This is a genomic window from Rosistilla carotiformis, from assembly GCF_007753095.1.
Classification (GTDB): Bacteria; Planctomycetota; Planctomycetia; order Pirellulales; family Pirellulaceae; genus Rosistilla; species Rosistilla carotiformis.
On the sequence record NZ_CP036348.1, the window covers coordinates 1,399,504 to 1,426,168 of the forward strand.

Annotated in this window: 17 protein-coding genes; 8 read left to right on the top strand and 9 right to left on the bottom strand. The window is 57.2% G+C overall.

The annotated features are described in order from the left end of the window. The first annotated feature begins 720 nt into the window (after positions 1–720). Positions 721–5,436: an Ig-like domain-containing protein gene (locus tag Poly24_RS05210; RefSeq protein ID WP_145091476.1), complete on the top strand. Its 4,716-nt coding sequence runs from the start codon at positions 721–723 to the stop codon at positions 5,434–5,436. Positions 5,437–5,731: 295 nt separating this feature from the next. Continuing rightward, on the top strand, positions 5,732–6,034 hold the full coding sequence (locus Poly24_RS05215; protein WP_145091479.1) for an HU family DNA-binding protein: 303 nt from the start codon (positions 5,732–5,734) through the stop codon (positions 6,032–6,034). A 123-nt stretch (positions 6,035–6,157) separates the two neighbouring features. Here Poly24_RS05215 and fliM read toward each other — a convergent pair whose 3' ends face one another. From fliM to Poly24_RS05230, 3 genes are all read right to left on the bottom strand, one after another. Then, the gene (fliM, locus tag Poly24_RS05220; protein ID WP_145091482.1) at positions 6,158–7,231 is read right to left on the bottom strand and encodes a flagellar motor switch protein FliM; all 1,074 of its coding nucleotides are present in this window, start codon (positions 7,229–7,231) and stop codon (positions 6,158–6,160) included. A gap of 88 nt (positions 7,232–7,319) precedes the next feature. After that, positions 7,320–8,594, bottom strand: coding sequence for a glutamate-5-semialdehyde dehydrogenase (locus Poly24_RS05225; protein WP_145091485.1), 1,275 nt, complete (start codon positions 8,592–8,594; stop codon positions 7,320–7,322). Between the two features lie 148 nt (positions 8,595–8,742). Then, positions 8,743–9,783 carry a DUF1207 domain-containing protein gene (locus tag Poly24_RS05230; protein ID WP_145091488.1) on the bottom strand — a complete coding sequence of 347 codons (1,041 nt, stop codon included), beginning with the start codon at positions 9,781–9,783 and terminating at the stop codon, positions 8,743–8,745. Positions 9,784–10,288: 505 nt separating this feature from the next. On the opposite strand from Poly24_RS05230, the gene Poly24_RS05235 reads away from it, so the two are divergent. Beyond that, the gene (locus tag Poly24_RS05235; RefSeq protein WP_145091491.1) at positions 10,289–11,953 is read left to right on the top strand and encodes a GumC family protein; all 1,665 of its coding nucleotides are present in this window, start codon (positions 10,289–10,291) and stop codon (positions 11,951–11,953) included. Positions 11,954–11,964: 11 nt separating this feature from the next. After that, positions 11,965–13,242: an O-antigen ligase family protein gene (locus Poly24_RS05240; RefSeq protein WP_145091494.1), complete on the top strand. Its 1,278-nt coding sequence runs from the start codon at positions 11,965–11,967 to the stop codon at positions 13,240–13,242. A 2-nt stretch (positions 13,243–13,244) separates the two neighbouring features. Here the strand turns inward: Poly24_RS05240 and Poly24_RS05245 are convergent, their stop codons facing one another. The 4 genes from Poly24_RS05245 to Poly24_RS05260 form a co-directional block, all read right to left on the bottom strand. Then, positions 13,245–13,778: a peroxiredoxin gene (locus tag Poly24_RS05245; RefSeq protein WP_197452341.1), complete on the bottom strand. Its 534-nt coding sequence runs from the start codon at positions 13,776–13,778 to the stop codon at positions 13,245–13,247. Between the two features lie 96 nt (positions 13,779–13,874). Continuing rightward, positions 13,875–15,395 (bottom strand): tetratricopeptide repeat protein, encoded by a 1,521-nt coding sequence (locus Poly24_RS05250; protein WP_145091497.1) that lies wholly within the window; start codon positions 15,393–15,395, stop codon positions 13,875–13,877. A 12-nt stretch (positions 15,396–15,407) separates the two neighbouring features. Next, positions 15,408–17,051 (bottom strand): exosortase U, encoded by a 1,644-nt coding sequence (xrtU, locus tag Poly24_RS05255; protein WP_145091500.1) that lies wholly within the window; start codon positions 17,049–17,051, stop codon positions 15,408–15,410. A 136-nt stretch (positions 17,052–17,187) separates the two neighbouring features. After that, positions 17,188–18,765 (bottom strand): MraY family glycosyltransferase, encoded by a 1,578-nt coding sequence (locus tag Poly24_RS05260; protein ID WP_145091503.1) that lies wholly within the window; start codon positions 18,763–18,765, stop codon positions 17,188–17,190. 348 nt (positions 18,766–19,113) lie between these two features. Here Poly24_RS05260 and Poly24_RS05265 point away from each other — a divergent pair, with 348 nt between their 5' ends. Then, a complete protein-coding gene (locus Poly24_RS05265; RefSeq protein ID WP_145102616.1) occupies positions 19,114–20,034 on the top strand; it encodes a DUF1559 domain-containing protein in 921 nt (306 codons plus the stop codon). 30 nt (positions 20,035–20,064) lie between these two features. Here the strand turns inward: Poly24_RS05265 and mtaB are convergent, their stop codons facing one another. Both mtaB and Poly24_RS05275 read right to left on the bottom strand, forming a co-directional pair. Continuing rightward, a complete protein-coding gene (gene mtaB, locus Poly24_RS05270) occupies positions 20,065–21,375 on the bottom strand; it encodes a tRNA (N(6)-L-threonylcarbamoyladenosine(37)-C(2))-methylthiotransferase MtaB (RefSeq protein WP_145091506.1) in 1,311 nt (436 codons plus the stop codon). 134 nt (positions 21,376–21,509) lie between these two features. Continuing rightward, on the bottom strand, positions 21,510–21,854 hold the full coding sequence (locus tag Poly24_RS05275; RefSeq protein ID WP_145091509.1) for an ATP-dependent Clp protease adaptor ClpS: 345 nt from the start codon (positions 21,852–21,854) through the stop codon (positions 21,510–21,512). A 166-nt stretch (positions 21,855–22,020) separates the two neighbouring features. Here Poly24_RS05275 and Poly24_RS05280 point away from each other — a divergent pair, with 166 nt between their 5' ends. The 3 genes from Poly24_RS05280 to Poly24_RS05290 all read left to right on the top strand — a co-directional run bounded on the left by Poly24_RS05280 (position 22,021) and on the right by Poly24_RS05290 (position 26,605). Further along, the gene (locus tag Poly24_RS05280; RefSeq protein ID WP_145091512.1) at positions 22,021–23,391 is read left to right on the top strand and encodes a dipeptidase; all 1,371 of its coding nucleotides are present in this window, start codon (positions 22,021–22,023) and stop codon (positions 23,389–23,391) included. A gap of 126 nt (positions 23,392–23,517) precedes the next feature. Next, entirely contained in the window at positions 23,518–24,792 is a 1,275-nt protein-coding gene (gene serS / locus Poly24_RS05285; protein ID WP_145091516.1) for a serine--tRNA ligase, read from the top strand. Positions 24,793–25,153: 361 nt separating this feature from the next. Beyond that, positions 25,154–26,605 (top strand): RecQ family ATP-dependent DNA helicase, encoded by a 1,452-nt coding sequence (locus Poly24_RS05290; protein ID WP_145091519.1) that lies wholly within the window; start codon positions 25,154–25,156, stop codon positions 26,603–26,605. Positions 26,606–26,665: the final 60 nt, after the last annotated feature.

The following is a 26,665-nucleotide window of genomic DNA, read 5'->3' on the forward strand; positions in this document are numbered from 1 at the left end:
CCCCCCTCCCGTCGCATCCACAGTCTGAGCAGCCCCTGTTTTAGCCTCGTGTGTGCCCAGACGCCTGCGTGACCTGCCACGATCCGCCTCGCGAATTTCGCGGCTATTGCCTCCCACGATCGATCGGGAGACCGCGGATCGACTTTCTCTAGGGTGACAAATCACTTGCGGGCATGATGCCGTCGGACGTTGCCCGTTGGGGCGGATCGCTGCGCCGGCACCTCACCATCTCTCCCTCCTTGCGGGAACGCTGTGTGTTTGTGCTAAGTGCTTTCGGGTAAACGGCTTAGGTTTTTTCTGTCCTCGGCCAGGCGTGTTTGGAGGCCTTCACCGTCGCGACGGGAAAGCGGCGACGGTTGGGGGGCGTTGCATGGTGTTGGTTCGCGAGGGCGACTTGGGATTTAGGCGGCCCGAGAGGAGCGTTGCGGTCGTAACTTGGGAACTTTTGCTGCCCCCGGCCGTCAAAAATGCGTCTTTTTTACGGAATGAAATCGCCGGTTTTGCTGGCGAACGCATGCCGTTCCGGTTGCGCAAGTTGCGCAATGAATACGGATTGCGCCGATACACTTGGTCTTGTCACGGGAAAATTTCCGATTGAGTGAGTTTGGGTGAGTTGCGCGATTCGGTATTTCCGTCCTGTATTAGGCTTAGGGGACGGAGTCGACGACCTGAATTCGCTTGTCCCTGGTGGATTTTTTCCTGATTGAACTGCTGACAGCTATGACAAAACGATCTTCCGAATCTCGAAAGCCACAATCCAAGACCCGCTTGCGCCGTTGGATTCATGCCCTGCTAGGACCTGCCGAACCGCGAACCAGCGGTTCGCGATTCCTGCGGCTGGAACCTTTGGAGCATCGTCAATTGATGGCCGGAGATGTCGATCTGCTGCCACCGATCGCTCCGGCAAGCGACGAAACGGTTCAATACGCGTTGACGTCGAGCGTGACCGCCGAAGGGGAAACCACTCCCGAAGGGGAAGCCGCGCCCGATCTTGTCGCTTTTGCCAAAGCGCTCAGTGATGGTGGAGTTGTCTTCTTCGGAGCGGCCTGGTGTCCGAACTGCACCGACCAGAAGGAATTGTTTGAAGACGGTCAGAACTACCTGCCGTTTGTCGAAGTCACCAATCCCGATCATTCGCTCAACGCGACCGGAACTGCCGAAGGGATCTCCAGTTTCCCGACTTGGCGCTTCCAAGACGGAACCGAGGTCGAAGGCGTTCTGTCGCTGGCCGACATCTCCCAACGCAGTGGAATCGCGATTCCGCAGGGGGAAACACCTAGCTTTGTCCCAGTGGGCAATCAAACGGTGGGCGTGGGATCTCCGCTGCATATTCCGATCGACGCCTATGATCCCGATGGCCAACCGTTGACCGTGACGGTGACCAGTTCGGACCCGAGCCTGTTGGAGGCGTCGGTGATCAGCGGCAATCGCAGCTTGCGGCTGAAGATCGCCAATTACGGCGACATGGTCTTCGAGTTGTACGAACAACGGGCCGAGCGGCCGACGGCTCGGATCATCGAATTGACCGAGGACGGATTTTACGACGGGATCACGTTCCATCGCATCTTGGACGATTTTGTCCTGCAGGCTGGCGATCCGACAGCGACGGGCGCTGGCGGTTCGGACCTGGGGGATTTCGACGATCAATTCCACGAAGATCTTCAGCACAACGCGACGGGCATCCTTTCGTACGCGAAGACGAGCGACGACACCAACGATTCGCAGTTCTTCATCACCGAAGGGGACTCGCGACACCTCGATTTCAACCACTCGATCTTTGGTCAGTTGGTTGAAGGGGAAGCGGTCCGCGACGCGATCAGCGAGGTGCCGACCGACAGCACTGGCCGCCTGACGACAGCGTTTGCGAATGCCTTTGGCCAGATCACGATCGAAGAAGCGTCGATCTTCACCGATAACGAAAACTCGGTGATCATGCTGAAACCGACCGGCAGTGGCACCGGGCCGGTGAACGTCACGATCACGGTCACCGACAGCGACGGCAATCAGACGTCGCAAGTGATCACGGTGAATGTGACCGCCGACAATCAATTGAATTCTAACGGTAAACCGTTTCTGGGTGATCTGAGCGACGTTGCGACAACCGCTGGTCAGGCGGCGACGATCCAATTGTCCAGTACCGATGTCGAAGGGGACGCGGTCACCTACGCTGCGTTTAAGGTCGGTTCGGTTGGCTACACGACGTCGGTCAACCAATCGACGGGCGAGGTCACCGTGACGCCACCGGCTGGTTTCGTCGGTACGTTTGAGGTGCAGGTCGGTGTTAAAGCGGCCAGCAGCACGGTGACGCAAGCCGATTCGACCGCCTTCGATCTGCAGACCCTTAGCGTGACCGTACAGGCGTCGGCGTTGCAAGGCGTCACCCTGAATGCGGCGAGCGACACGGGTGTCAGCAACAGCGACGGGATCACCAGTAGCACCAACCCAACCTTCACGATCTCCGGCACGACCGCCGGTTCGACCGTGGAGTTATTGTCCGGTAGCACCGTGATCGGAACGGCGGTGGCCACCGGCACGACGACCCAGATCACAACGACGCAATTGGCGTCCAATGGTAACGGTACCTATTCGATCTCGGCGCGGCAGACCAGCGGCGGCACGACCAGTGCGGCGACCAGCCCGATTACGGTCGTCTACGATTCTTCGGCTCCGGCGGCGATCACCACGCAAATCGCAACTCAAGCGACTGCGGGATCGCTGTATACCATCGACCTGACACAAGCTGAAGAAGGCAACGGCGTCATTTATTCGCTGGCCAATGGGCCCGCGGGGATGACGATCGACGCTCAGACCGGCGTCGTCACCTGGACACCGACAACGTCGCAATTGGGCGATCAGACCTTCTCGGTGAAGACGACCGACCAAGCGGGGAACAGCCGCGACAATTCGTTCAGCGTCAACGTGGGCAGCGAGACGACGGTTTCGTTGGAGATGTCGTTCACCGATCTCGCGGGCAATCCGATCACTCAGTTGCAACGCGGTGACGAATTCCTGCTGAACATCACTGCGATCGATCATCGGCTGATCAGCTCGCTCAAGGGAGTTGCCGCTGCCTACTTGGATATTCTTTACAACCAGAACCTCGCCGAACCTGTAGGGACGAACCTGACGATCAATCCGACCGATACGGCCGAGGACATCGCCGCATCCCCCTTCACCTTCACCTCGCTCTTCAACGACGCTCGGCTCGGTTCCGCGGCGACGCCCGGTTTGATCGATGAACTGGGGGCGTTTGCTACCTCGCAACCTGGTTTGGAAGCGGGGCTGGTTTCGATTCATTTTCGAGCCTTAAATGCCGGGGTGTTGGTCTTCACCGGTGATCCCGCCGACGGAAACGGAACCGAAGTTCTGGTCCATGGTAGCGACGACGAATTGGAACCGTCGGAAGTCAATTTTGGGACCGCTTCGATCGAAATCGTTTCCACGTTTGTCGCCGCCGATGACATCTACAACTTCGACGAAGATAGTGCCAACAACGCGATGGACGTGTTGAGCAACGATCAATTACTGACCGCTGGAACGACGTTGACAATCGTCGGCACCAGCACGCCGCTCAACGGTGGCACGGTCACGATCGTGGAGGGCGGACAATCGCTGTCGTATACCCCCGCGGCCAATATCAATGGCGCCGATGAATTCACCTACACGGTCGAAGATCAGAACGGCTCCAGCCAAACCGTGACGGTTTCCGTTGGGTTGCAACCGGTCAACGACGCGCCGACCGCCGTCGCTGACACGTTCGACAACATCAATCGTGGTAGCACGGGGAACGTCTTGGAAGTGTTGGACAACGATATTATCACTCCCGATGAAAACGAAACGCTGAGAGTGATTTCGGTCGGCACGACCAGCAACGGTGGAACGGTCACCATCGCTTCGGGAGGCAGCTATATCCAGTACACTCCGGCCACCAACTTCTCTGGGACCGAAACCTTCAGCTATACGATCAGCGATCGCACGACCGGTGGTCTGACCAGCACCGCGACGGTAACGGTGAACGTTTCGGCGTTGAGCACCGGAACGCATACGTTCACCGTCGTGGAAGATGCCGCCGCGGCGACGTTCGACGTGTTGACGGGCGACCGCGCTGCCAATCCCGACGAATCGAACATCACTTTGCAGTCGATCGTTTCGACATCCAACGGCGGGACCGCGCTGATCACCAGCGATGGGACGGTCCAGTACAAACCGGCTGCCAACTTCAATGGCACCGAAACCGTCACCTATACCATTCGCAGCGATGACGGCGACACCGGAACCGGCACGATCACCTTCACCGTGACCGAGGTGAATGATCCGCCAGTCGCTGTCACGGACGAATTTCAAGTTGGCAAATCGGCAGGTTCGACGACCTTAGACGTGTTGGCCAACGACACGACAGGAGTCGATACCAACGAAACGTTGAAGATCACCGCGGTTGATGGCGCGAATCTGACCGGGACCGTGACGATCAGTTCCGATGGCCTCTCGCTGGTCTACACTCCCAACGGAACGTTTACCGGGACCGAGACCTTCAGCTACACGATCATGGATCGGACGACCGGTGGGCTGACCGCGTCGGCAACCGTCTCGGTGACGGTGCTCGATTACGTGCCACGCGACTTCAACTTTACGATCGAGAGCACGTTCTTGAATGCGTTCGGGTTCGACGTGACGCTGACCGGCACTGACGACTTTGGCAATGCGGTTAACGCAACCGTGACGGTCGATGCTGCGGGCACGTTCTCGTTTGCCGATCAGGCCCCGGGCAGCTACACGTTGACGGTTCCGGCGATTCCATTTTTGATCGGTGCTGAACAAGACCAAGTCTTCACGATCGATTCGGACATGGACGATGGGGATTACACCGCCCCGACGATTGAGATTGGTGCGATGCACCCATCCTATATCGCGATTCGCGATTGGTTCGGCAGCACATCGCGTGAGAGCGTGGTGTTAGCGGTCGTACAAGACGGGGATACTCCAGGCTTTAATCTGCAGGTCTCCAAGCTGGCATCGGGACTTGCCGATCCAGCGGTCACGCTGAACGATGATGGTTCTTCGGTGATCGTGACCGCGACCAGCACCACGAGCACCGATGGTGGCCAAATTTCCTCTGTGCTTGACATCGATTCGAATGCCGTCGATATGCGAGGGCAACAGGGTGGTTTCATGTTAATCCGGGTCAACACGCCCGCAGCGACCGAGTTCACACCTGTCAGCAGCACTTCGGCCGCCAGCGGCACTGCGGCCGCTGTCTTTGCTGAGGGCGAAGCGAGCAGTTCAGCGATCGTCCTGCCGCTTGGATCGGCCGACGTTTGGGAGCAGCAAGCTGCCAGTTCTACGCTCGCCGACAGCGCGTCGGATGACGACGAGGACGAAGAAGATCAAGCGGCTGTCAACGACATCGTGTTCGCGGAAATGGGCGATTTAAGCTAAGCAAACACGCTGTGTGAAGTCCATCGGACGGCGGGAGCCGAATCCCGCCGAATGCTTGCTCTGCGGCGGTTTGCCTCAATCGTCCCCTCTGTAGGGTGGGGCGGTCTTCGCAGTGGCGTCGATCTCCGCGTAATATGCCGCTGCAATTGCTAAAAACCTGGAAAATGCAGGGTTTCCGTGATGCGGCGACTTGCGGAAACAGGACTTTCCGACGTAATCTTTGCCAATTCGCCGTAAAGGTAGCAAACACTACGAAACGTACTTAAACACCTTCTACCGATAGAAAGGACCATTCATGGTAGGAAAAGCTCCAACCAAGACAGAAATTTTCAACGCAATCGCCGAGTCGACTCAGTTGACCAAGAAAGACATCGCGGCGGTATTCGACGCCTTGAGCGCCGAAGTTGCCACCGCAGTCCAGGGGCCTGGCCAATTCACCATTCCCGGTCTTTGCAAGGTAACCGTTCGCGAAACACCAGCGAAGCCAAAGCGTAAGGGACGCAACCCTGCAACCGGCGAAGAGATCTGGTTGCAACCAAAGCCCGCGTCGAAGAAGGTCACCATTCGCCCATTGAAGGCGTTGAAGGAAATGATCTAATTTTGGATCGTTCCCGTGCTCGAACAAAAAGCCAACATCGAACTTCGGTGTTGGCTTTTTTCGTAGGCTGTGGGGATGCGACGCCGTCGCGCGTGCTTACCCGTTTCCACGGTAGATCCCGCGTCACCCTGGTCCCGCGTCACCCTGCGACGCCTTGGGGCGCGTATCGACGTGTTCGCGGATCCGGACCGCTTTCTTCCCTTTCAACGCTCCAATCGTCGCTTTGAACTTGGGAACGCTTTGGATCGCGACCTCCAGCGGTTTGTCGATCAGATGTTCGGTCGTAATCACATCGCCGACATCCATGCTCAACAGATCGCCCGTCTTGATCTTTGATCGAGCGAGCGTCACGGTCAGTTCCACCAGCGCCGAATCGAGTTGGGATTCCAAGGCGTGTTTGGTTTGCGGCGTCGCGGGAGTGCTGGAATAGCCTCCCCAGCCCTTGCTGGACAATTGGCTGCTAAACCGTTCGATCGTGTTGTACGGAATGCATAGATTCATCATGCCGCGGTTCTTTCCCATCGTGACCTCGAAGCAGATCAAGACGATCACTTCGTTCGGGGGCACGATTTGCACCAGTTGTGGATTGCTTTCGATCGAACGTAGCGTCGGCTCCAGTTCGACAACGCTTTGCCATGTCGACTGCATGCCATCGAGGAACAGCTTGGTAACGCGTCCCATCAAACGGTGTTCGATCTCGGTCAGCGCCCGGTTGGGCAAGTCATTGGGTTGCGGGTCGCCACCGAGCATGCGATCGACAACGGCAAACGAGAGCGTGGGAGCGATGTCGAGGATCCAGTTGCCTTCGAGCGGTTTGACGTCGAGCACGCAGAAGCAGGTGGGCGTATCGAGGCTATAGACGAACTCGCTGTAGGTCAGCTGGTCGGCACTGACCAATTTGACTTCGGTGATGCTGCGCAACAGCCCGGAAAGCTTGGCGTTGAAAGCGCGTCCCATGCCTTCGTGCAACGACCGCATCGCCCCCATCAATTCCTTGCCAACACGTTCAGGCCGTTTGAAATCGTAATTCATCGGCCGCATCCGCGGATCATTGTGCCGCGACGCCGATGCGGCTGACCGCGGCGCGGGATTGGCGGCGGGGTTCGCCGATTTCTCCTTGGGCTGACCGGTGCCTTCGGATTCCATCGCGCGGATCAGATCTTCGACTTGGTTTTGGCTCAGTATTTCGTCGGACATATTCGCCTTCCTTGGCTTATAAAATCATCCGCGAAGATTTCCTCCGCGGTACGCCCAGACGCTCGCTAGCGAACGCCCCGGCGGTCGATCAGCTTCGCACTTGCCCTTGGCCGTTGACCACATACTTGTAGCTGGTTAGCTCGGTCAGTCCACACGGGCCACGGGCGTGGAATTTATCCGTCGAGATGCCAATCTCGGCGCCGAGTCCAAATTCGCCGCCATCGTTGAATCGTGTGCTCGCGTTGACCATCACCGCGGCGCTGTCGATCGCGTCGGTAAACCGCTCCGACGCGGCGAGGTCCTTCGTTACGATCGCGTCGGTGTGATGCGAACCGTAGCGGTTGATGTGTTCGATCGCCGATTCTAGGTCGTCGACCACGCGGACGCTGATCTTGGGGCCCAGGTATTCGGTGCTCCAGTCGGCTTCGGTCGCTGCCGACGCCGCGGGGACTCGCTGGCAGGTCTGCGGGTCGCCAACGATCTCCACGTCGTGCTGAGCCAACGCTGCAGCGATCTGCGGCAGGAAGGCATCTGCGACGTCGCGGTGGACCAGCAGCGATTCACAGGCGTTACAGACGCCCATGCGGTGGCATTTCGAGTTGACAGCGATCTCGACCGCTTGATCGAGGTTCGCATCGCGGTCGACGTAAACGTGACAGTTGCCGTCGTAGTGTTTGATCACGGGCATCGTCGCTTCGCTAGCAACGCGGCGGATCAAGCTCTCGCCGCCGCGCGGGATCGTGACGTCGATCAGTTCGTGCATCTCGAGGAAGTGGCCGACCGCGTCGCGATCGGCGGTGCTGACTAACTGCACCGCGTCGGCTGGCAGACCGACTTCGGCCGCAGTTTTGTTGAGGATCTCCACGATCGCCGCGCTCGAATGCGCCGCCTCTTTGCCCCCTCGCAAGATCACCGCATTGCCGCTTTTGACGCAGATCGCAGCCGCGTCGGCGGTCACGTTGGGGCGACTTTCGTAGATGAAAAAGACGACGCCCAGCGGGACCCGGCGCTTGATGATTTGCAGGCCGTTGGGACGGCGAAAGCCTTCGATCACCTGGCCGATCGGATCGGGCAAGGCTGCGATTTCGCGGAGCCCCTTGGCGATCGCCGCGATCCGGTCGCTGGTCAGCCGCAGCCGATCGACTTCCGCGTCGGTCAAGCCAAACCCCGCTGCTGCTTGCAAATCGAGAGTGTTTGTCTTTTGGATCTCCGCTTCGTGTTGCAGCAGCGCGTCGGCAGATTGCAGCAGCCAACGGTTTTTAATTTCGGTGCTCAACGTCGACAGCTGGCGCGACGCACGATGGGCGCGCTCGGCAACATCCAGGCAGTAGGATTTCAGGGAAGGTGTTTCGGCAGTGGTCATCAGACGCGGGATGCTCCAGCAATCAAAGGCGGTTCAAAGTGTTCGTTTAGGGATCCGATCAGGTCCGCGACAGGCCGTGCCACGTTGGATCACTTGTCGTAAGTATCTGTCAGGCCTCGGGATTGGTCAACGCGAGCGGCCCGATCGATCAGTAGTCGTACCACATTCCAAATCCAATCAAGGGTTCGTATTTGTCGAAGAACGACCATTGCTGGCTCTTGCCTTCGTAAAAATCGGCGCCCAACCGCAGCAATGCCCCATCGTGGCCACGCCACGCCCAGCCGGCCTGTAGCGTCAGGCTGCCGCCGTAGTCGAGTTCTTCGCGGAGATGGGCGTGAGCGGCGGCGAACGGAGCCCCTCGCCACCCCGTGGGGGCGGTTGGCATGTATTCGATGCCAAACATGAACTCCCACTGCTCGCTGACGTCCGAATAAAACGCCCAGCCGACTTCGCCATAGGTCCGCAGCCGCTCGGTGATCCAAAAAGCAGCTCCGGCGAACAGCACGTCGCGGGAAAAGTTCAAACGATCGTGGTCAGGGTTTTTCAGTAGGAACTCATCGCCTGTGTGCGAGCTCAAGTGGTAATATCCCACTCGAGTTTGCCAGCGTCCAAATCCAAAGGACAACGGCACGCCGGCTCGAAAGTCGACCGATCGGACGTCGGCCTCCTCCTCCATGTCCAGCCGCACCTGCGCCGAACCTTCGATATCCAATTGCATGCCGTGACGGAACGGACCGTTGGAACGATCGCCAAATCGAAACAGGCCAAAGCGGCCGCCCAACGTTCCATCGAGCAGCAGGTTGTCACCCTCGGGACGCGTGAACCGGCCTGCCAGACGCGAGGCCTTTTCGTCGGCTAAATAGACCGGGTAGATCGAATCTTTGGGCAACAGCTGCCATTGCCAGACCGAAGCGTGCGCGTTGCTTCCCAGCGGTTGGATCGTCTGGGGAATAAAAGGCAGCGGTGCCATGGGCAGCGGCGGCAATTGGGCGATTTGCGCTGCGGAGGTCTCGTACGGGTCAAACGACATCGCCTGGGATTCGTTCAGGGCCGCAGTGATTGCACCGGGGGTGGGCTGCGTGTCGTACGTGCGCGGTTCCAAGGACGCGATCCGCTGTGCGATCGCCGCATCGACGCACAGCACGGCGATCCATAACGCAATCGCGCAACGATGTCGACTTACGTTCATGGTGTCAATGTTTCCATCATGCTTTGAACTTGCAGTGTCTCACGTTGGGAAACACGTTTTTCCGGGACCGGGGGGAAACCTGCAGCGCTCGGCATCCAGCAGACGCCACGCCAGTCAAAATTCAATATTTAGAGATTTCGTCGGCGTAGGGCCAGACGAGTCGTGGGCTGGCGATTTAGGCGTGCGGCTGCCTATCACTGCGATAGCATTTACTCTCGGTGAGCGTCCTTGCCCACCGATTTCACGCATGCGCGCGCCGCGCTCGCGGCGCCTTTTCAGCTCAAAATGCCTAAGGTTTTTAGGGGGGTAGGCGGAATTCAACCGTTGAATTATTCGGATTGTTCTATCAAACTGGAACCGACCCTGAGGAAGTTGGGGGTTCTTTGTCGGTCAGCGAAGCACGAGGCGTTCGCGTGTTTATTGTGAACAGTCGATCAATATCCGTTGATTCTCCGATCTGTATTTTTGAAACTCACCAATTCGGGTGGGGCGAGGACGCTTTCCGATGGCACGAAGACGCCAAAATACTTCTGCTGACAGTCCGCTGACTTTGTTTGATATCTTTGCCGCGGTGATCGAATACCGTTGGCGCGCTGCGTTTACGTTCCTGTTGGTGATGGCGCTATCGCTGGTGGCCGTGGTGCTGTTCCCCAAGAAGTTTGAATCCGAAGCGAAAATGTTCGTCCGGCTCGGGCGCGGCAGCGTCACGATGGATACGACAGCAACCACGGGGCAAACGATCTCGATTCAAGAATCGCGGGAGTCGGAGATCAATTCGATCACCGATATGTTGCAAAGTCGCCAATTGGCCGAAGACGTGGTGACGGCGATCGGAGCGGATCGGATTCTGGAAAAGCATTCTTGGATCGAAAAAAGTATCGACAACGTGATGGCAATGATTCCTGAATTGCCCGAATCGTCGGGGGCTGGTGAAGAACTGGGGTCGATGACTCCCGAACAGATCAAGCTGCAGGAACAATTCGAATCGGCGGTCCGTTATGTGGTTAAAAACACAAAAATCAATTCGCCTAAGAAATCGACGACGATCACCGTCGTCTGTCGCGCCCGGACGCCCAAATTGGCCCAAGACCTGACGACCAAGTTTTTGGAAAGCCATAACAAAATGCATCTCGATGCCTACAAGTCTCCGGGGTCGTATAAGTTCTTCGAGGAGAATTTTGCCGAACACGAGCGGATGGTCAGCGATTACGAAGATGCGATGCGAGAGGCCAAAAACGACATGGTCGTGCTCACGATCGAAGGGAAGCAACAATCGCTGCAGGAACAGATCACTAGCGTTGAAAAAGAGATCATCAATACCAACACCGAACTGTTTTCGGCGCGGGCCAGTCTGTTGGATTTCATGGCCGACATGGAACGCTTGCCCGAAGAGATGGCAACCGAAACGACGCGGGGCATCGCCAATGAAGCGAATGATAAGATGCGCGATCGGTTGTACGAACTGGAGATTCGAGAAAAGGATCTGGCATCGAAATACAAGTCGGTCCATCCCAAACTGGTCACCCTGCGCCAACAACTCAACGACTCCAAGATGATCCTCGCGTCTCAGGAAAAAGAGCGGGAACACAACGTGATGGCGATCAATCCGGTTCGCCAAGATGTCCATAAATCGTTGCTGACCGCGAAATCGCGGATCGCCGGACTCGAAGCGAAGATCGACGCGTTGCTGACCGTTGAACAGGAACTCAATAACGAATTGCAAAAGGTCAACTCGTTCGAGCTCACCTCATCGGAGCTGCGGCGACGGATCAATATCGCCGACAACAACCACCGCATCTATGCGCAAAAATTAGAAGAATCGCGGATCAACAACGCGCTCGATCAGGAAGCGATCTCGAACGTTTCGATCGTCCAGCAACCTTCGTTTGTGATGAAGCATGTCAGCCCTAAACGAAGTCTGTTGGGAGTTCTCGGATTCCTGCTTTCGATGTTGTGCGGCGTCTTTGTGGCGGTGGCCAGCGATCGCTTTCCCGGTGTCGACGATGACTATGCCGAACTCGATCAACGTTTGGCTCAAATCGAATCCAAGGCCACGTCGCGCGGGATCGTTGAACGCGTGCCAGAGAGCAGTCCGGTGGAGACGGACGTTGCAGCGGACGACGACCATCGGGTGGTTGAGAACAACCACGCGGATCACCACAACGATTGACGAACCACGTGATGGCCACTGTTGCATCCCCTCGTTTTCATGAACATGAACGCCCCGCTGCGGTCAGCCATTCCAATTGGCTGGTCTCATCGCTGGTGGGATGTTTGGTTTACGCCATCGTGTTCATCAACGCCGCCGACTTTCGTGGCGATACCGGTGAAGAGTTCAGCGTTCATTGGCAGATCTATTTTCGATTGATGATCTGCGCGATTTGTGGTGGGACAGGGCTCCTGCTAATCTCGAAATCGTATCGAGCTTTTGTCACGTTCCCAGGCTTTTTGATCACGCTGTTGATCGCATGGATTGGAGTTACGCTGCCGTTTTCGGTCGACCGCAGCTATTCCATCGCCGCATACATTTCCTTGGGGGCGGTGACGATGCTGCTTCCGGCCGCAATGCAAATTCTAGGGGGGTACCGCTACCTGTTGGTCGTTGCCACCGGGCTGATGACTTTTTTGGTCGGGTCTTGGATCGCTTACCTTGTTTTTCCCGAGATTGGGATCTTTAAGGAGCAGATTACGCGGACCGAAGTCCTAGAACGGATGGGCGGACTGGGGCATCCTAACGAACTGGGGCTGTACAGCGCGTTCACGACCGTTCTGTTCGCTGTCTTGGGCTACGGCCGACGCTTGAGTTGGTTGATCGTGATCCCCGCGATGCTGTTGGGCGTTGTAACGCTAGTCGCCTGTTTTAGCCGCACGTCGATGGGCATCACGGTCGTCGGGCTGTTGGTTGTCTATCGCAAGGAACTGTTCACGCAGCAAACCGTGATTGCCGCACTGCTGTTGGCGATCGTGCTGATTCCGCCGGTCTTTGTTGTTGCCGGGACCGGAGGGTTCGATTGGGTCATCGGGGACACGCTTGAAAAGCTCTCCAAATCGGGCAGCGCCGATGAATTGACCACGGCGACCGGACGCACCGAAATCTGGGCGTACGCGATCGGCCGGATCGCCGACCAGCCGTTGCACGGCTACGGATACATGACCGCCCGTTTTGTAATGGAAAAATACAGTTATCACTGCCACAACATCGTGCTCAATATGTGCTTGAACACCGGTGTGATCGGCGGGATGGTGCTGTTGTCGATGGTCCTCTACTTCGTGTACGCGATCTATCACGATCCACGCTACGAAATCGACGGTTTGGTGGCGGTCATTCTCGCCGGTGGGCTGATCGATGGAATGCTATTCGCCGCAGTCCCTTCCGCATCGATCTTGATCTGGTTTTCGGCACTGCTGTGGCGGCAGCTGGACATGCAATTCGATCCGCCACAGCCGGAAGCCGATTGAGATTATTGCTTCTTCGCAATCCCAAGCGTTTCCAATTGGGCCGCGATGTCAGCGCCATGTGTCTCAGTTTTGACACTTTTGTCGATGTGCAGGATCTTGCCATCCTTGCCGATGTAATAGGTCCAGCGGCTGGAGACTCCGCGCGGGCTCAGGCATCCCAACGCTTTGGCAAACGTTTTGTCGGGATCGCTCAAGATTGGATAGTCGAGGTCGAGGCTGGCGGCAAAGTCCATGTTTTTCTTGACAGCATCGCAGCTGGCGGTGAAGTAGGCGACGTCGAATTGCTTCAACGTTTCCCCCTGCTCACGCATCGATTTGCATTCTTTGGTGCAACCCCCGGTGAACGCTTTAGGGAACCAAGCGATCACGATCGCCTGCTTGCCTTTGAACTGTTCGCTGGTGTAGGTCTTGCCATCGCTGCCGACCAACTTAAACTCCGGAACCTCGTCGCCGATTTGGACCTCGGCGTGTGCGGTGCGATTCATGAGGACCAGCGATGCCAGCAGCGTCGCCCCCAAAACAAATGCAGTTTTCATTCGGTCGTGACCTTCTTGAAGTTGAGATGCCGCAGTGCCCGATCTGGGCACGTTTCACAGCGGTTCCATTCTAGCAACGGCCGCTGGCAACGGCTATCAATCTTCGTCGTGGTCCAGTCTTCCGTCGGTGGGCAGGGTTTCCAGCCCGATCGCGGCGGCTTGCTTTTCATGCGACGCGGCGACCGCGGGTTGCTTCAAGCTTCGATAGGCTTTCGCCAAGGCAAGGTGGGTTTCCGATTTCGCTCGATCGCTCAACTGTGGCAGGGCCGCTTCCAGGTCGTCGATCGCTTCGTGCCAACGTTCCATTTTGACAAGGATGTGTCCGCGCGTGTCACGCAGCCGCGCAAGACCGGGGGCGTTGCGACCTACCAATGAGATCGCCCTTTGGGAATATCCCAATGCTTCCTCCAGGTTGGGGTCGGTTTGGCGGGCCACCAGCCATGCGAGATTATTCAATAGAACCGGAAGGTCGGGGTTCTTCTCATAGCCGAGGTCCATGTGCCGTTTTGCGGTGGCGTCATCACCAGCCAGCATCGCACGCGTGGCAACGAGCAGATGCACCGTGGCGGTCGCTTCTCCGCTGGCCAGGAGATCGCTGAGTACTTGATTGGCGCGTTCTTCAGCGACACCGTGTTCATCCAGCAGTGACATCAAACGCTGAATCGCGAGCGGGTGGTTGGGAGCCAGTTGGAGTGCCCGTTCAATTAACTGCAGGGCTCCGACGATTTCTGAGTTCTGTGCCGTCTTCACCGCACGCACATCGTCCGAATGTCGAACGTATAACGATGCCATCGCCGAACGTAGCTTCGGCTCTTCAGGATTTCTTCTCAGGCCTTCCAGCAAGATCGTTTCGGTGGCTCGAAAGCCCTCGCTCGGGAAGGTAGCTTTAGCTAGCGCCAACCGACTTGTCACATCATTGGGGGCGTTTGCGACCCGCTTCGAAATGCTCGTGACCGCGGAAGCTAACGCGTGCTCCTCTCCTGCCGTGTCCCCCTGCTGCTTTTTTAACTTGGCGATCAACAGCCATTTTTCTGGTTGAATGTCGACGATCTTTTCTAAGACGCGCGTCGCCGCTTTCGGATCGTTCTGCGCAAGATAGATTTTCGACAATGTCATCGCCGTCCATTGTCGCTGTCGCGGAAGCGAACTGGCGGCCAACAGATGGTGTTTCAGACGTTCGGCCCCCTCGGGATCGATGTTGCCCCGTTGGGCTAGCTGTTGTGCGACAAACAGATGAGCTTGTGGGTAACCGATAGTGTCACTGGGGGCGAGTATTTCCAGCATCGCTTGAGCCGCTTGCAAGCGTCCCTGCCGTAAATCGATCACGGTTCGGATCCATTGGACTTCGGGGCGTTCCGACGCTCCCAGGACAGCGAGTTTGTTGGCATACCGTTCAGCAACTTCGGTCTCGTCGGATTCGACGGCCTGGCTGAGCGCGCTCAGATAACGCGGTTGCAAGCTTTCGCTTTTTGATTGAATCCATACGCAGGTCGCGGTGATCGCCGTTGCGGTCAGCAGGGCGGGTGCCGCAGGCAATAGTTGGCTCCAGCGTCGCGACGCCAACCAGGCGCCAGGGTTAAAGTCTTTGCGTTGTTTGCGCGGTCGGCGGGGTTTCATGGGTTCCATCGCTCAACCTCCCGCTGCTTTTTGAGGAACCAACGCGCGGATCGTTTGCGTGACCTCACGATGCAAAGCAAGGATGGCCTCGTCCGACAGGCGATTTGTGGGGTCGGGGATCGGGGCGAGTACTTGTACTTGGTAGGTTGGTTCGTGGCGATTGAAAAAGGTGTCTAGGTTGTTGTCGAATCGAGTGAAGAAATAGGCAAGTGCCCCACCCGCTCCAGGCGGCGGTTGCATCGCGGTTCCCGATTGACGAAACAAACAGAATGCCAACCGGCTTGCTTGCCCCGAGACGGCGGTCAATTCCGCCAGCACGACGGGGGGCAATTCGTCCGAGCTAGGAAGGACCTCGCGAGCTGCCAGTTCCTTCCCTTGTGCTTGATAGCATAGAATCAGTTCGTGCCAGTGCCAAAATGGATAATCGACCGCCACGAGTACTTCATGGGATTTGCGTCGAAAGGTCCAGATGGCACTCCTTTCGCCCAAGTAATTCACCACGTTGCGGGTTTGAACTTCAAATCCTTCCTGCTTCCAGCCATCGATTTCGGTCGGGAGGTCGTCGGCGGTGAAAGTGATTTCCGTCTGCTGCAGATTGCGACTGGCGGTCCGCCCGGTTCCGGCAGCCAAGGAATACAGTTGGCAGAGAAGGAGCAGTGCGAACAATGGGCATAGGCTCGCGGCAAACCAATGCGATTTGATTTCGAACGTTTGCCTCACGGCATGAGGCGGTTGTTGGGGGTGTTGTTGATTCGCGGACGTGGTGATGTCGCGTTTGGTTGTTGTGCCGAAGTCGACGACGTGTTCCGATTCGTGAAACGTCATCAAGAATTGGTCGGTACTGATCAACATTGCAATTGCGAAGGCAAACAAGATCATCCCAAAAACGGTATGCGGTGTGCCTTCGAGGAGATCGATTTGAAATCGTTCGTTGAACAAAACCAATGCCGCGACGCGGAGGATGTTGACCATGCACGCCCAGAATGCGGCAGCCAACATCAGCGAAATCGCATGCAGCGGTGGGCGTCGATACAGGACCAAGGCGACTGCGGTCAACGCGGTCAACGAGAAGAGCGAATTGATTCCGCTGCACGCTTCTTCGACAAAGTAATTGTGCGTGCCGGCCCAAATCACGTTTCCCAGCAATGCATGGTCGATTCGCATCGCGTCAATCAGTAGACTCGCGGCGCGCGAAGTCCACGATTGCAGCGTGAAGATCAGGGAGATGTCCAGATTCCCAGGCAAGCGGACCAAGAACCACAATGGGATCCACAGCGGCAGGAACTGTCGAATCCAACCGGTGCGACGCATCGCCAACAAAAGTCCTCCGGCGGCAAATATCGCCCCCAACATCGCCAAGTTCGGCGACCAGAAAAACAGAGCAATCCCCAGCAGCAGTAGGCTGGAAATCGTGAATCCAAATTCCCACCAACGATGCGGCGGATCGGGGGCAGCACCTCGGCTGTTCCAAACCAGGTAGGGGAAGGCCAGCAAGATCAGCGGAAAGTACTGGTAGTGATCGTAACGCCACAGGTTGCGGAAATGCAAACAGACAAGGGGCGCAAAGCAGAACAAGATCGCTAGTTCCAAGCGAAACGTTTTGCAGAAATGGATCCACTGTGTCGGTGCAGCGTTCGTCTCGGCGTCGTGCTTCATGAAAACATTGGATCTTCAAAATTCGATCTGCCGCAGGGCTGACTCAAAAACAAACCACGGGCTCGCAATGCACCGGTGGAGGATGGAGGAATGGCTTTCGCCAAATCGGCCGCTGATCGAAAATGAGGTCCCGCGGTTAGGTATGCGCTGCCGTTTGGCTGACGTCCCCAGGGGACGGACGATTTTCTAATCGAGGTCTGCGAATCGGTTCGCTTGGCATGCTCCGTGGGTCGTCTTTGACAATCGATTCAAAGTGTGGCTGCAAATCGACGATCAATGCCAGCAAGGTTTCCATCAATTGGTACGTTGCCAGGCCGCCACCACGCCCCACAATATCCATGTTGCCAACCTGCCTACCGTCAACCTCGACCGGAAATCGCATCGTCCATTGGACGGCACGTTCGGGTAAACGTGAACGTTGCCATTCTCCATGAAATCCTTCGTGTAGCCAGGCGACGTTGAGATCCAGTTTGATCCGCCACAAATCATGTTGTTCCGCGTATTCGACCAAGGTCGCCCAGGCGACGTCCCAGTTGCGAGAACCTTGAAGCCGGATCGATGTGTGTCGAACGACATCGTCGGCGTGATGGCTGCGGGTCAACAACGAGGTGCCAAAGCTGGCGGAGCGACGGGCCAGCAGCGAGAGTTCGGCGTGACCAAAAGATTTCGTCAGCACCATTCCGCCCAGAACGACGCCCGTCGCCAACAGGGCGTAGGCAGGCTCATTCCAGATCACGCTGGCCGTCGCACCGGCCACGGGAATCACGGTCAGAATCGCTACAATCACAAGCATCCAGCCCTGTGGGTAGCCCTTGGAATCGAGATACGCTTTGAGCACGTGATGCATATGTGCTCGGTCCGCGGCGTATATGCTGCGTCCGGTCAGCACGCGTCGTAGGATGGCGATCGTTGAATCAAACAAAGGGACCGACAAAACCGCGATGGGGATGATCACCGCAATGGCTGTCGATTCTTTGGTGCTGGTCCAGGCGGCCAAAGTGCCCACGACCAATCCGATCATCATGCTTCCCGAATCACCGAGAAAGATCGTCGCGGGGGGGCGATTGAATGCCAGGAACGCGACCAAGCCGCCAGCCAGTGCGATCGAAACCGCGCCTTCGATCAATTCCCCGCGAGAAAAAGCGATGATCGCGAGACCGATGCAGATAATCGATCCCATTGTCGAAGCAACTCCGTCCGCCCCATCGACCAAGTTCAATGCGTTGATCGCCCCAAGCAGCCAGAGCATCGTCAGTGGCAATGCGAAGATTCCCAACTCGATTGGAATCCCAAACAGATCCGCGTGCCGGATCACAGTCCCTTCACCTACCAAGCCCCCTCCCACGAGCATCGCGACGATCATGATTTGGCCAAGCAGTTTTTGCCGGCCTCGAAGCGTCAACCAATCGTCGACCAATCCTAGAACCACAATCAACAGCGAGCACAACAGCAGGGTCGACCAGCCGGAAGGAATCGTTACTTCGGTCCCAAGTTGGACAGGGGCGAGATAGAACAGTGTGACGAAAATTGCGATCAACGACGCGGAAAAGACCGCAACTCCACCCCCCAGAGCAATGGCACCGCTATGGAGTTTGCGGGTGGGGTCGGGACGATCGACAATCCCAATCTTGCGGGCTAACGCGCGGACGATGGGAACCAGCAAAAGGCCAGCAATTAATGCGATCGTTCCGCACAGGGAAGCGAGAGTAAACATGAATTGCAACTGTCCGTGAACTGTAAACTTGGAAGATACGACAAACTTCACTGCCTAAGTTAATCTAAACCGAGCAGCGAGTCACGAAACGACCATAAAAGTCGTGTTAATGCAATCATGTGCATTTAAATATTCATACGGCTCCTACAATCCTCAGCATCGATAAGGCCGTCCTGTGGGCCTCTGACATGACGCGGAGGTTGTATCGGGCCCCTTGGGAATTCGCAAGTAATCATCAGGGAATTTCCGTAAAAACCAACTTTGGGCGGAAGTCTTGAGGTCGTTCGAGCGGTACAATGAAGGACTTTGTAAATTTGCGATTTGGGCCGTTAGCGGAGTAGCCGAAAAATGAAACGCCAGCACGTTCGAGGGTTCACGTTGATCGAACTGCTAGTGGTGATTGCGATCGTCGGGATTCTCATCGGTTTGTTGCTGCCTGCAGTCCAGGCGGTGCGCGAATCCGCTCGACGTATGAAATGTCAAAACAATCTCAAGCAATTTGGCCTCGCCCTCCATTCGTACCACGACACCTACAACCAATTTCCTGCAGCTTACGTTCGCACGAATCATGCCTTCTGGTCGGCGGCAATCCTGCCGTATGTCGAACAAAATAACGTCTATCAGACGCTCGACTTCAACCAGTCTGCAAGTTGGAGAATCCTAGGAAACCCCAACGCAGTCGCCCTGCAAACGCGATTGGACTTGTTTCAATGTCCCTCTGCTATCAATCGCCAAGGGCTCGATGACTACCTTGTCGATCGTGTTCCCTCAAATTATCTGGCGTGTGCGTCCGGGCTATTAACGCGGGAAGCGGGGCCCGATCCCGGTCCGCAAAAATTGATGTACCATCAAGATATCGACGGTTTCATCTTCGATCAAAGTCGGACGCGAATCCGCGATATGCTCGATGGCACGACCCATACGATCGCGGTCAGCGAAGCCGTCAATCTTCCCGAGATTCAAGAGAACGACTTCTGGGGGTTGAACGCCTCGGTCGATCATTGGCCGATCGGTTCTGCATCGTTTGGGTCGAATGAGGTCTCCGAAGTTGTGGGGTCTAGCGGAGTGCCAATCAACATCTCGTTGGATCGAACCACCGATTGGTATATCGATGAACGGGAGCTCTGCTTCTCCAGTCGTCATCGCGGCGGCGTCCAAGCAGTGTTGGTTGATGGACATGTGAAGTTCTTCGCCGAAACGATCGACCCGCAAGTCTGGTCGGCCTTGGGAACCCGCAGTAACGGCGAAGTGATCCCCGATTCACTGTAATCCGTTGACTTGAAACAAGGTGATCTGAGCTCAGGCGTCTTCGCGACGCTGGCCTGTCACGCGATCATCTTTTGCCTCGGCCACCTGGACTTTGATCAGCTGCTTTTCCAGGTTCGCATCGGCGCTGTGGAATTCGACCGGTGCGTACCGGCACGATGTGCCGCGATGAACATAATGAGGCGTCCCCGCCGCTAGATCGACGATCGGTTGCGATCCCTCGACCAGCACGTCGAGCTCGCGCCCAACGAGGCTGCGGTAATAATCGGCTCGCAGTTCCGCCTCCAGAGCCAACAGCCGATCGACCCGCTCCTGTTTGACCTGTTTGTCGATTTGGTCGGCGTATTCAGCCGCGGGAGTTCCCCGTCGCGGGCTGTAGGGGAAGACGTGGATCTTCGAAAATCCTGCGTCGCGGCTGGTCTGGCACGTCTGCTGGAAATGCTCTTCGGTTTCGCCTGGGAAGCCGACGATCACATCGGTCGTCAGCGCGGGGTGGTCCAGTGCGTCGCGCAACATCTGGCAGCGGTCCAAAAACATCCGCGTGCTCCAGCGGCGTCGCATCGCTCGCAGGATCGTGTCACTGCCGCTCTGCAGGCACAGATGCAGATGAGGTGCGATCCGCGTCGGATAGCTCTGCATGATCTCGATCAGCTCGCGCGTCACCTCGGTCGCCTCGATGCTGCTCAGCCGGATCCGGAACTCGCCCGGCAGTTCGGCCAATCGCTGGACCAAGTGAGCAAGTCGAATCCATTTCTCTTTCGGTTGCTGGCGATTCCAGTCGACGCCGTAATGGCCCAAGTGGATTCCCGTCAGCACGACTTCGCGGAAGCCGCCGGCGACAAGACGCTCCACTTCCTCGACGATATGCTTCATCGGGCGGCTCGTCAGTTCGGGCCGGACCTGGGGGATGATGCAATAACTGCATCGCAACAGGCATCCGTCTTGCACTTTGACATAAGCTCGCTTGCGACCGCTGTGGCCATCCAGTCCGGTCGGCAGATCGATCACGCCGAAGCGCGTCAGCAGATCGGGCAGCTCTCGCTTGTCGGTAACGACTTCAGACACTCCCGGCAGCGCGAGGACCTCTTCGGGAGCCCGCGTGGCGTAACATCCCATCACGACGATTCGAGCGTCGGGATTCTGCCGCGCCATCCGGCGAATGATCTGCCGGCTCTTCGTGTCCCCTTCGGCGGTGACCGTGCAGGTGTTTACCACGCAAACGTCGGCGGCTTCGTCTTTCTCCGCATCGCGATAGCCGGCGCGTTGCAGCCCCTGCCGCACGAGTTCGGTTTCGTATTGGTTGACTTTACAGCCGAGCGTATGGGTTTTGAGCTTTGCAGACATGGTGCCAGTGTGCCACGGTCGTCGCGGCTCGTAAAGATGCACCGCCGCGATCGGGAGTCTTTGAAAAGAGGGGATCGCCCAATCGCGAAACAAGAGAGCCTCCGAAGCAGTCCGGAGGACGAAGAGCGAGGCGATTATTCGCCGGGAACCGGTTCGATCGTCGCCGACATGCTCCCTTGGCAGCGAGCGATCAGCGAATCCTTGCCAAACGCGTGGATCTGATCGCGTTTCAGTTCGGCGTGTTCGCGGGTCGTCGTCAAACAGATCGCTCGCCCGCTGCGATCGACCTCTTTGGCGACTTGAAAGCCTTTTTCGATCGGATAGCGAAACAGCTCTTTCATCATCATCATCACGTACTCGTACGAATGATCGTCGTCATTCCATAGGATGACGTTGTAACGCGGCTGCCGTTTTGGCTTGGGTCGCGTTCCCTGTTGTTCTACTTCAGGTATCGCCGCTGCGGCGCTTTTGCTTGTCATGGCTCGTCATTGCTCCTGCGTGAGCCTGTAAAACAAGACCCGGCGTTTCGGGTCTCGGAAACATCGATATATTGTAGCGATTGAGAAGTCGCCCAACACCATAATTTCGCCATCGTGTCGCTTTCGCCGCACGCTCGGCGAGCGCACAAAACGGACAGCCCCTGCAATGGCTAAAGACCTAGACACTATTTTGCACTCTCGCGAAGCCGATTTTCAATCCGATTTGATCGATTGGTTGAAAATTCCCAGTATCAGCTCTGATTCGCGGCATACCCAAGATGTCCACGCCGCAGCCGACTGGGTTGTCGAGAAGTTCCGCTCGCTGGATCTCGAGGTCGAATTGATCCCGACCCAGGGGCATCCTTTGGTCTACGCTCAGACGCCGCCGGTGCCGGGAGCTCCCGTCGTCCTGGTCTACGGACATTATGATGTTCAGCCGGTGGAGCCGCTGGACAAGTGGGTGACCGGCCCGTTTGAACCCGATGTTCGCGACGGCAATATCTACGCTCGGGGGGCTACCGATGACAAGGGGCAGGTCCTAACGCATATTCAAAGCCTGGCCGCCTGGCGCGAAACCGGCCAGCCGCTGCCGCTGCAGATCAAATATCTGATCGAAGGCGAAGAGGAAGTTGGCAGCGAGAACCTGCAACAGTTCCTCAAGACTGAATCGGAACGTTTGGCTTGCGACGTCGTTGTGATCAGCGACAACAGCCAGCTTGGCGACGGCAAGCCTGCGATCACCTACGGCCTTCGCGGGATCATCGCTTTCGAATTGCACGTCGATGGTCCTGCCAGAGACCTGCATTCGGGATCCTTCGGCGGCGCGTTAGCCAATCCGGCCAATGTTCTGTGCCGGATGATGTCCGAATTGATCGATGCCGAGGGAAAGATTCAGATCCCCGGCTTTTATGACGACGTTCGCGAACTGTCCGATGCAGAGCGAGCCCAATTGGCGAAGCTGCCGTTTGACGAATCGCGGTTCGCCAAACAGGTTGGCGTCGACGCCCTGGTGGGCGAGCCCGGCTTCACGACGAACGAGCGGCGTTGGGCTCGGCCGACTCTCGACATCAACGGTTTGACCTCCGGGCATCAAGGCGAAGGTGGCAAGACGATCGTCCCTTCGACAGCGTCGGTCAAATTCACCTGCCGCTTGGTCCCCGACCAAAACCCCGACAAGATCGCAGAGGTCGTCAAAGAACGGATCGCCGCGATCTGTCCTCCCGGCGTGCGGCACCGCTTGGAAGTCGGACACGGTGGCGGCGGCATGCTGGCCAGCATCGACAGTCCTTATATGGCGGCAGCCCAGCAGGCGATCCAGCGCTCCTTTGGCGTGACGCCGTTTTTGATTCGCGAAGGGGGCTCGATCCCGATCGTCGCCGAATTCCAAGAGCAGTTGGGGGCTGAATGCCTATTGTTGGGCTGGGGATTGGACGATGACAACGCACATAGCCCGAACGAAAAGTTTTGTTTAGCCGATTTCCATCGCGGTATCCGCGCGAGCGCCTACCTCTGGGAAGAACTGGCTGCGAAGTCGTAACCCAGTAGGTTCCCGGCCGATAGCCGCGGATTTGCCGCCGCCAGCAGGCTTCAACTGTGGGCGGCCGCGATGCTGCGGCCCCCTCTTCCACGATCACACTTCATTCCATCTACCCGAATACGACAGATGCTAGACCGCAAATTTATTGTCGAACACGCCGATCAGGTTCAAGCCAATTGCGAGCGCCGCGGCGTCAGTTGCGAGGTCCAGCGGATCGTATCGCTGGAAGCCCAACGCAAGACGTTGCTGACCGATTCGCAAGAGTTCAATCGCTTAGCGAATGAAGTAAGCAAGAAGATCAAATCGGCGAAGGATAACGACGAGCGTCAGCAGTTCATCGCCGAGGGGCGTGACTTGCGTCAGAAGAAAGACGCAGCGCAGAAGCAGCACGACGAGATCGATGCCGAAGTCCTCTCGCTGATCTCGGCGATTCCGAACATGACTCACTCCGATGTTCCCAGCGGTGGCGAAGAGGATGCGAAGGAAGTCGGCTTCGGCAAGACGGCGGTTCGCACGTTCGACTTCGCCGTCAAGGATCACTTGGAACTCGCCCAACCGCTGGACCTTGTCGATTTCGAAGCCGGCGCACGCGTGACCGGTTCGGGATTCTACTTCCTCAAAAACGATGCGGTCCTGTTGGATCTGGCGTTGCAGCAATTTGCCATTCGCCATCTGATGTCCAAGGGCTTCATCCCCGTCACCACCCCCGACCTTGCGACCACCTCGGTTCTGCAGGGAATCGGCTTCACGCCGCGTGGTCCCGAGACGCAGATCTACAGCATCGAAAATTCGGATCTGCACCTGGTGGGCACCGCTGAGATCACGCTGGGCGGGATGTACGCGGACCAGACGGTCGATCTCGAAGAATTGCCGATCAAGCTGTGTGGGTTGAGCCACTGTTTCCGGACCGAAGCGGGAGCCGCGGGGCGTGCGTCGCGAGGACTTTATCGCGTGCATCAGTTCACCAAAGTCGAGATGTTCGCGTTCACCAGTCCCGAGCAGAGCGATGCGATGCACGAGGAACTGCGTCAGACCGAATGTGAGCTCTTCGACGCGTTGGAGGTTCCCTACCGCATTGTCGACACCGCCAGTGGCGATCTCGGCGGACCGGCTTACCGCAAATACGATCTCGAAGCCTGGATGCCCGGTCGCGGTGAAGCGGGTGAATGGGGCGAAGTCACAAGCACAAGTAACTGTACCGATTATCAAGCCCGCCGCTTGAACGTGCGTTACAAAACCAAGGGCGAAAAGGGAACGAACTTCGTTCACACGCTCAACGGGACAGCCTTTGCAACCGGTCGGGCGATGATTGCGATCATCGAAAACAACCAGCAAGCCGACGGATCGATTGCGGTTCCCAAAGCTCTGCAGCCTTGGGTCGGCAAAGAAAAGATCGGCTAACCGATCGATGGCCCCACGCATGAAAGAGATCGTTTAACGGCAGTACCGTTCAACGAAGGAGCCTCGGGCCGTCGAAAGAATTGGCAGCGGGATGTAGTGGACGAGGTTTCGAGTCCCAGCGATTTGGACTGATGCAAAAGGACTCGTAACCTCGTCCACTACGCTTCATTGAACGGTATTGCATTTAACGGCGTCGGCATCGACTTGCTCGCCGCCCTCGATTTCGTTTAACCGCGTGGGCAACGCCCCGCGCGCGGCCCGTTGGGCACGCGGTTGAACCAGTGCCTGTGCCGGTGGATTGGTGCATGCACAACAGTTGGAAGCACCTGCTACATTCCTCTTTTTTGCTCTGCTGACGCTCTTGAATACTCCCGTTTCCGTTCTGAAGAAGTTTTTTGGTTATTCAGAGTTTCGCGCCAAGCAGGCTCAGATTGTCGACCACGTGCTGTCCGGTCAGCATGCGTTGGTGATCATGCCGACCGGGATGGGCAAATCGCTCTGCTTCCAGATCCCGGCGCTCATGCTGGCCGCCGAATCACGGGACGCAAAGACCAAGCGGCGGCCGCTGACATTGGTGATGTCCCCCTTGATCGCGCTGATGAAAGATCAAGTTGACACGTTGGTGCGACGCGATATCTCGGCGACGTTTGTTAATTCGTCGTTGGATCGCAAGGAGCGGAACAAGCGTTACAAGGAGATCGGCGAGGGGAAATACGATCTGCTGTACGTGACGCCCGAACGATTTCGCAAAGCTGATTTCTTGGAGCAACTTGGCCGGCGAGAGATCCCGTTGCTGGCCGTCGACGAAGCGCACTGCATCAGCCAATGGGGGCACGACTTCCGTCCCGACTACACGCGGTTGGAAGAGATCCGCCAGACGCTCGGCAATCCAATAACGATCGCTTTGACCGCCACGGCGACTCCGCAAGTACAGGCCGATATCGTCGCTCAACTTGGCCTGCAACCGCACGAAGCGCGGACGTTCCACGAGGGAATCGATCGCCCCAACCTTTCGCTGAAGGTGATCGATGTCTGGGGCGAGGACGAGAAGCTGCAACAGATGCTGCGGATTCGCGAAGAAGCCGAAGGAAGCGGGATCGTCTACTTCACATTGATCAAGACGCTGGAACAGTTCAGCGACCAACTGCTATCGCGCGGCGTTCCGCATCTGGTCTATCACGGCGATCTGCCGCGTCACGAGCGTCGCCGCGTGCAAGATGAATTCATGCTGCAGCCCGATTGGATGGTGTTGGCGACCAATGCGTTTGGAATGGGGATCGACAAGGAGGACATTCGGTATGTGGTCCACGCCGATGTGCCTGGATCGATGGAGTCGTATTACCAAGAGATCGGGCGAGCCGGCCGCGACGGCCTGCCATCGGAATGTACGCTTCTGTACGAGGAAGCCGATCTGGCGACGCAGATGGAGTTCATCGGTTGGAGCAATCCGTCGGCGGAGTACTATCGCCGCGTCTACGATTTTCTAAAGCACGATGCAGAACAGATCCAGGCTTATGGCATCGAATGGCTCCGCGATCAACTGACGCGGAAAGACAAGCACGACCATCGGCTGGACACTGCACTGTCGATGTTGCACCGCTGGGGGGCGATCGAGGGCTCGCTGCGGCCGCTAAAAGCCCGCGTGACCGGCCCGATGCCGCCGCAATTGTCCGACCAGGATCAACTGGACGAAAAATTGCGTCGCGACCAGCAAAAACTGTACGCGTTGGTCCAATACGTGAAGCACGAAGGGGACCGCAAAGATTTCTTGAACGAATACTTTGGGGTTGCAGAATCCCAAACGGGTGCCTGAATTCCGGTACAATCGCAGGCGACAGCGTTCCTCGGCTGTTTTCCGATTATCATAAAATCT

Excerpts from the sequence above, each read along its gene's own strand:
- Poly24_RS05210 (WP_145091476.1), top strand. The coding sequence starts at position 721 with ATGACAAAACGATCTTCCGAATCTCGAAAGCCACAATCCAAGACCCGC.
- Poly24_RS05215 (WP_145091479.1), top strand. The coding sequence starts at position 5,732 with ATGGTAGGAAAAGCTCCAACCAAGACAGAAATTTTCAACGCAATCGCC.
- fliM (WP_145091482.1), bottom strand. The coding sequence starts at position 7,231 with ATGTCCGACGAAATACTGAGCCAAAACCAAGTCGAAGATCTGATCCGC.
- Poly24_RS05225 (WP_145091485.1), bottom strand. The coding sequence starts at position 8,594 with ATGACCACTGCCGAAACACCTTCCCTGAAATCCTACTGCCTGGATGTT.
- Poly24_RS05230 (WP_145091488.1), bottom strand. The coding sequence starts at position 9,783 with ATGAACGTAAGTCGACATCGTTGCGCGATTGCGTTATGGATCGCCGTG.
- Poly24_RS05235 (WP_145091491.1), top strand. The coding sequence starts at position 10,289 with ATGGCACGAAGACGCCAAAATACTTCTGCTGACAGTCCGCTGACTTTG.
- Poly24_RS05240 (WP_145091494.1), top strand. The coding sequence starts at position 11,965 with ATGGCCACTGTTGCATCCCCTCGTTTTCATGAACATGAACGCCCCGCT.
- Poly24_RS05245 (WP_197452341.1), bottom strand. The coding sequence starts at position 13,778 with ATGAAAACTGCATTTGTTTTGGGGGCGACGCTGCTGGCATCGCTGGTC.
- Poly24_RS05250 (WP_145091497.1), bottom strand. The coding sequence starts at position 15,395 with ATGAAACCCCGCCGACCGCGCAAACAACGCAAAGACTTTAACCCTGGC.
- xrtU (WP_145091500.1), bottom strand. The coding sequence starts at position 17,051 with ATGAAGCACGACGCCGAGACGAACGCTGCACCGACACAGTGGATCCAT.
- Poly24_RS05260 (WP_145091503.1), bottom strand. The coding sequence starts at position 18,765 with ATGTTTACTCTCGCTTCCCTGTGCGGAACGATCGCATTAATTGCTGGC.
- Poly24_RS05265 (WP_145102616.1), top strand. The coding sequence starts at position 19,114 with ATGAAACGCCAGCACGTTCGAGGGTTCACGTTGATCGAACTGCTAGTG.
- mtaB (WP_145091506.1), bottom strand. The coding sequence starts at position 21,375 with ATGTCTGCAAAGCTCAAAACCCATACGCTCGGCTGTAAAGTCAACCAA.
- Poly24_RS05275 (WP_145091509.1), bottom strand. The coding sequence starts at position 21,854 with ATGACAAGCAAAAGCGCCGCAGCGGCGATACCTGAAGTAGAACAACAG.
- Poly24_RS05280 (WP_145091512.1), top strand. The coding sequence starts at position 22,021 with ATGGCTAAAGACCTAGACACTATTTTGCACTCTCGCGAAGCCGATTTT.
- serS (WP_145091516.1), top strand. The coding sequence starts at position 23,518 with ATGCTAGACCGCAAATTTATTGTCGAACACGCCGATCAGGTTCAAGCC.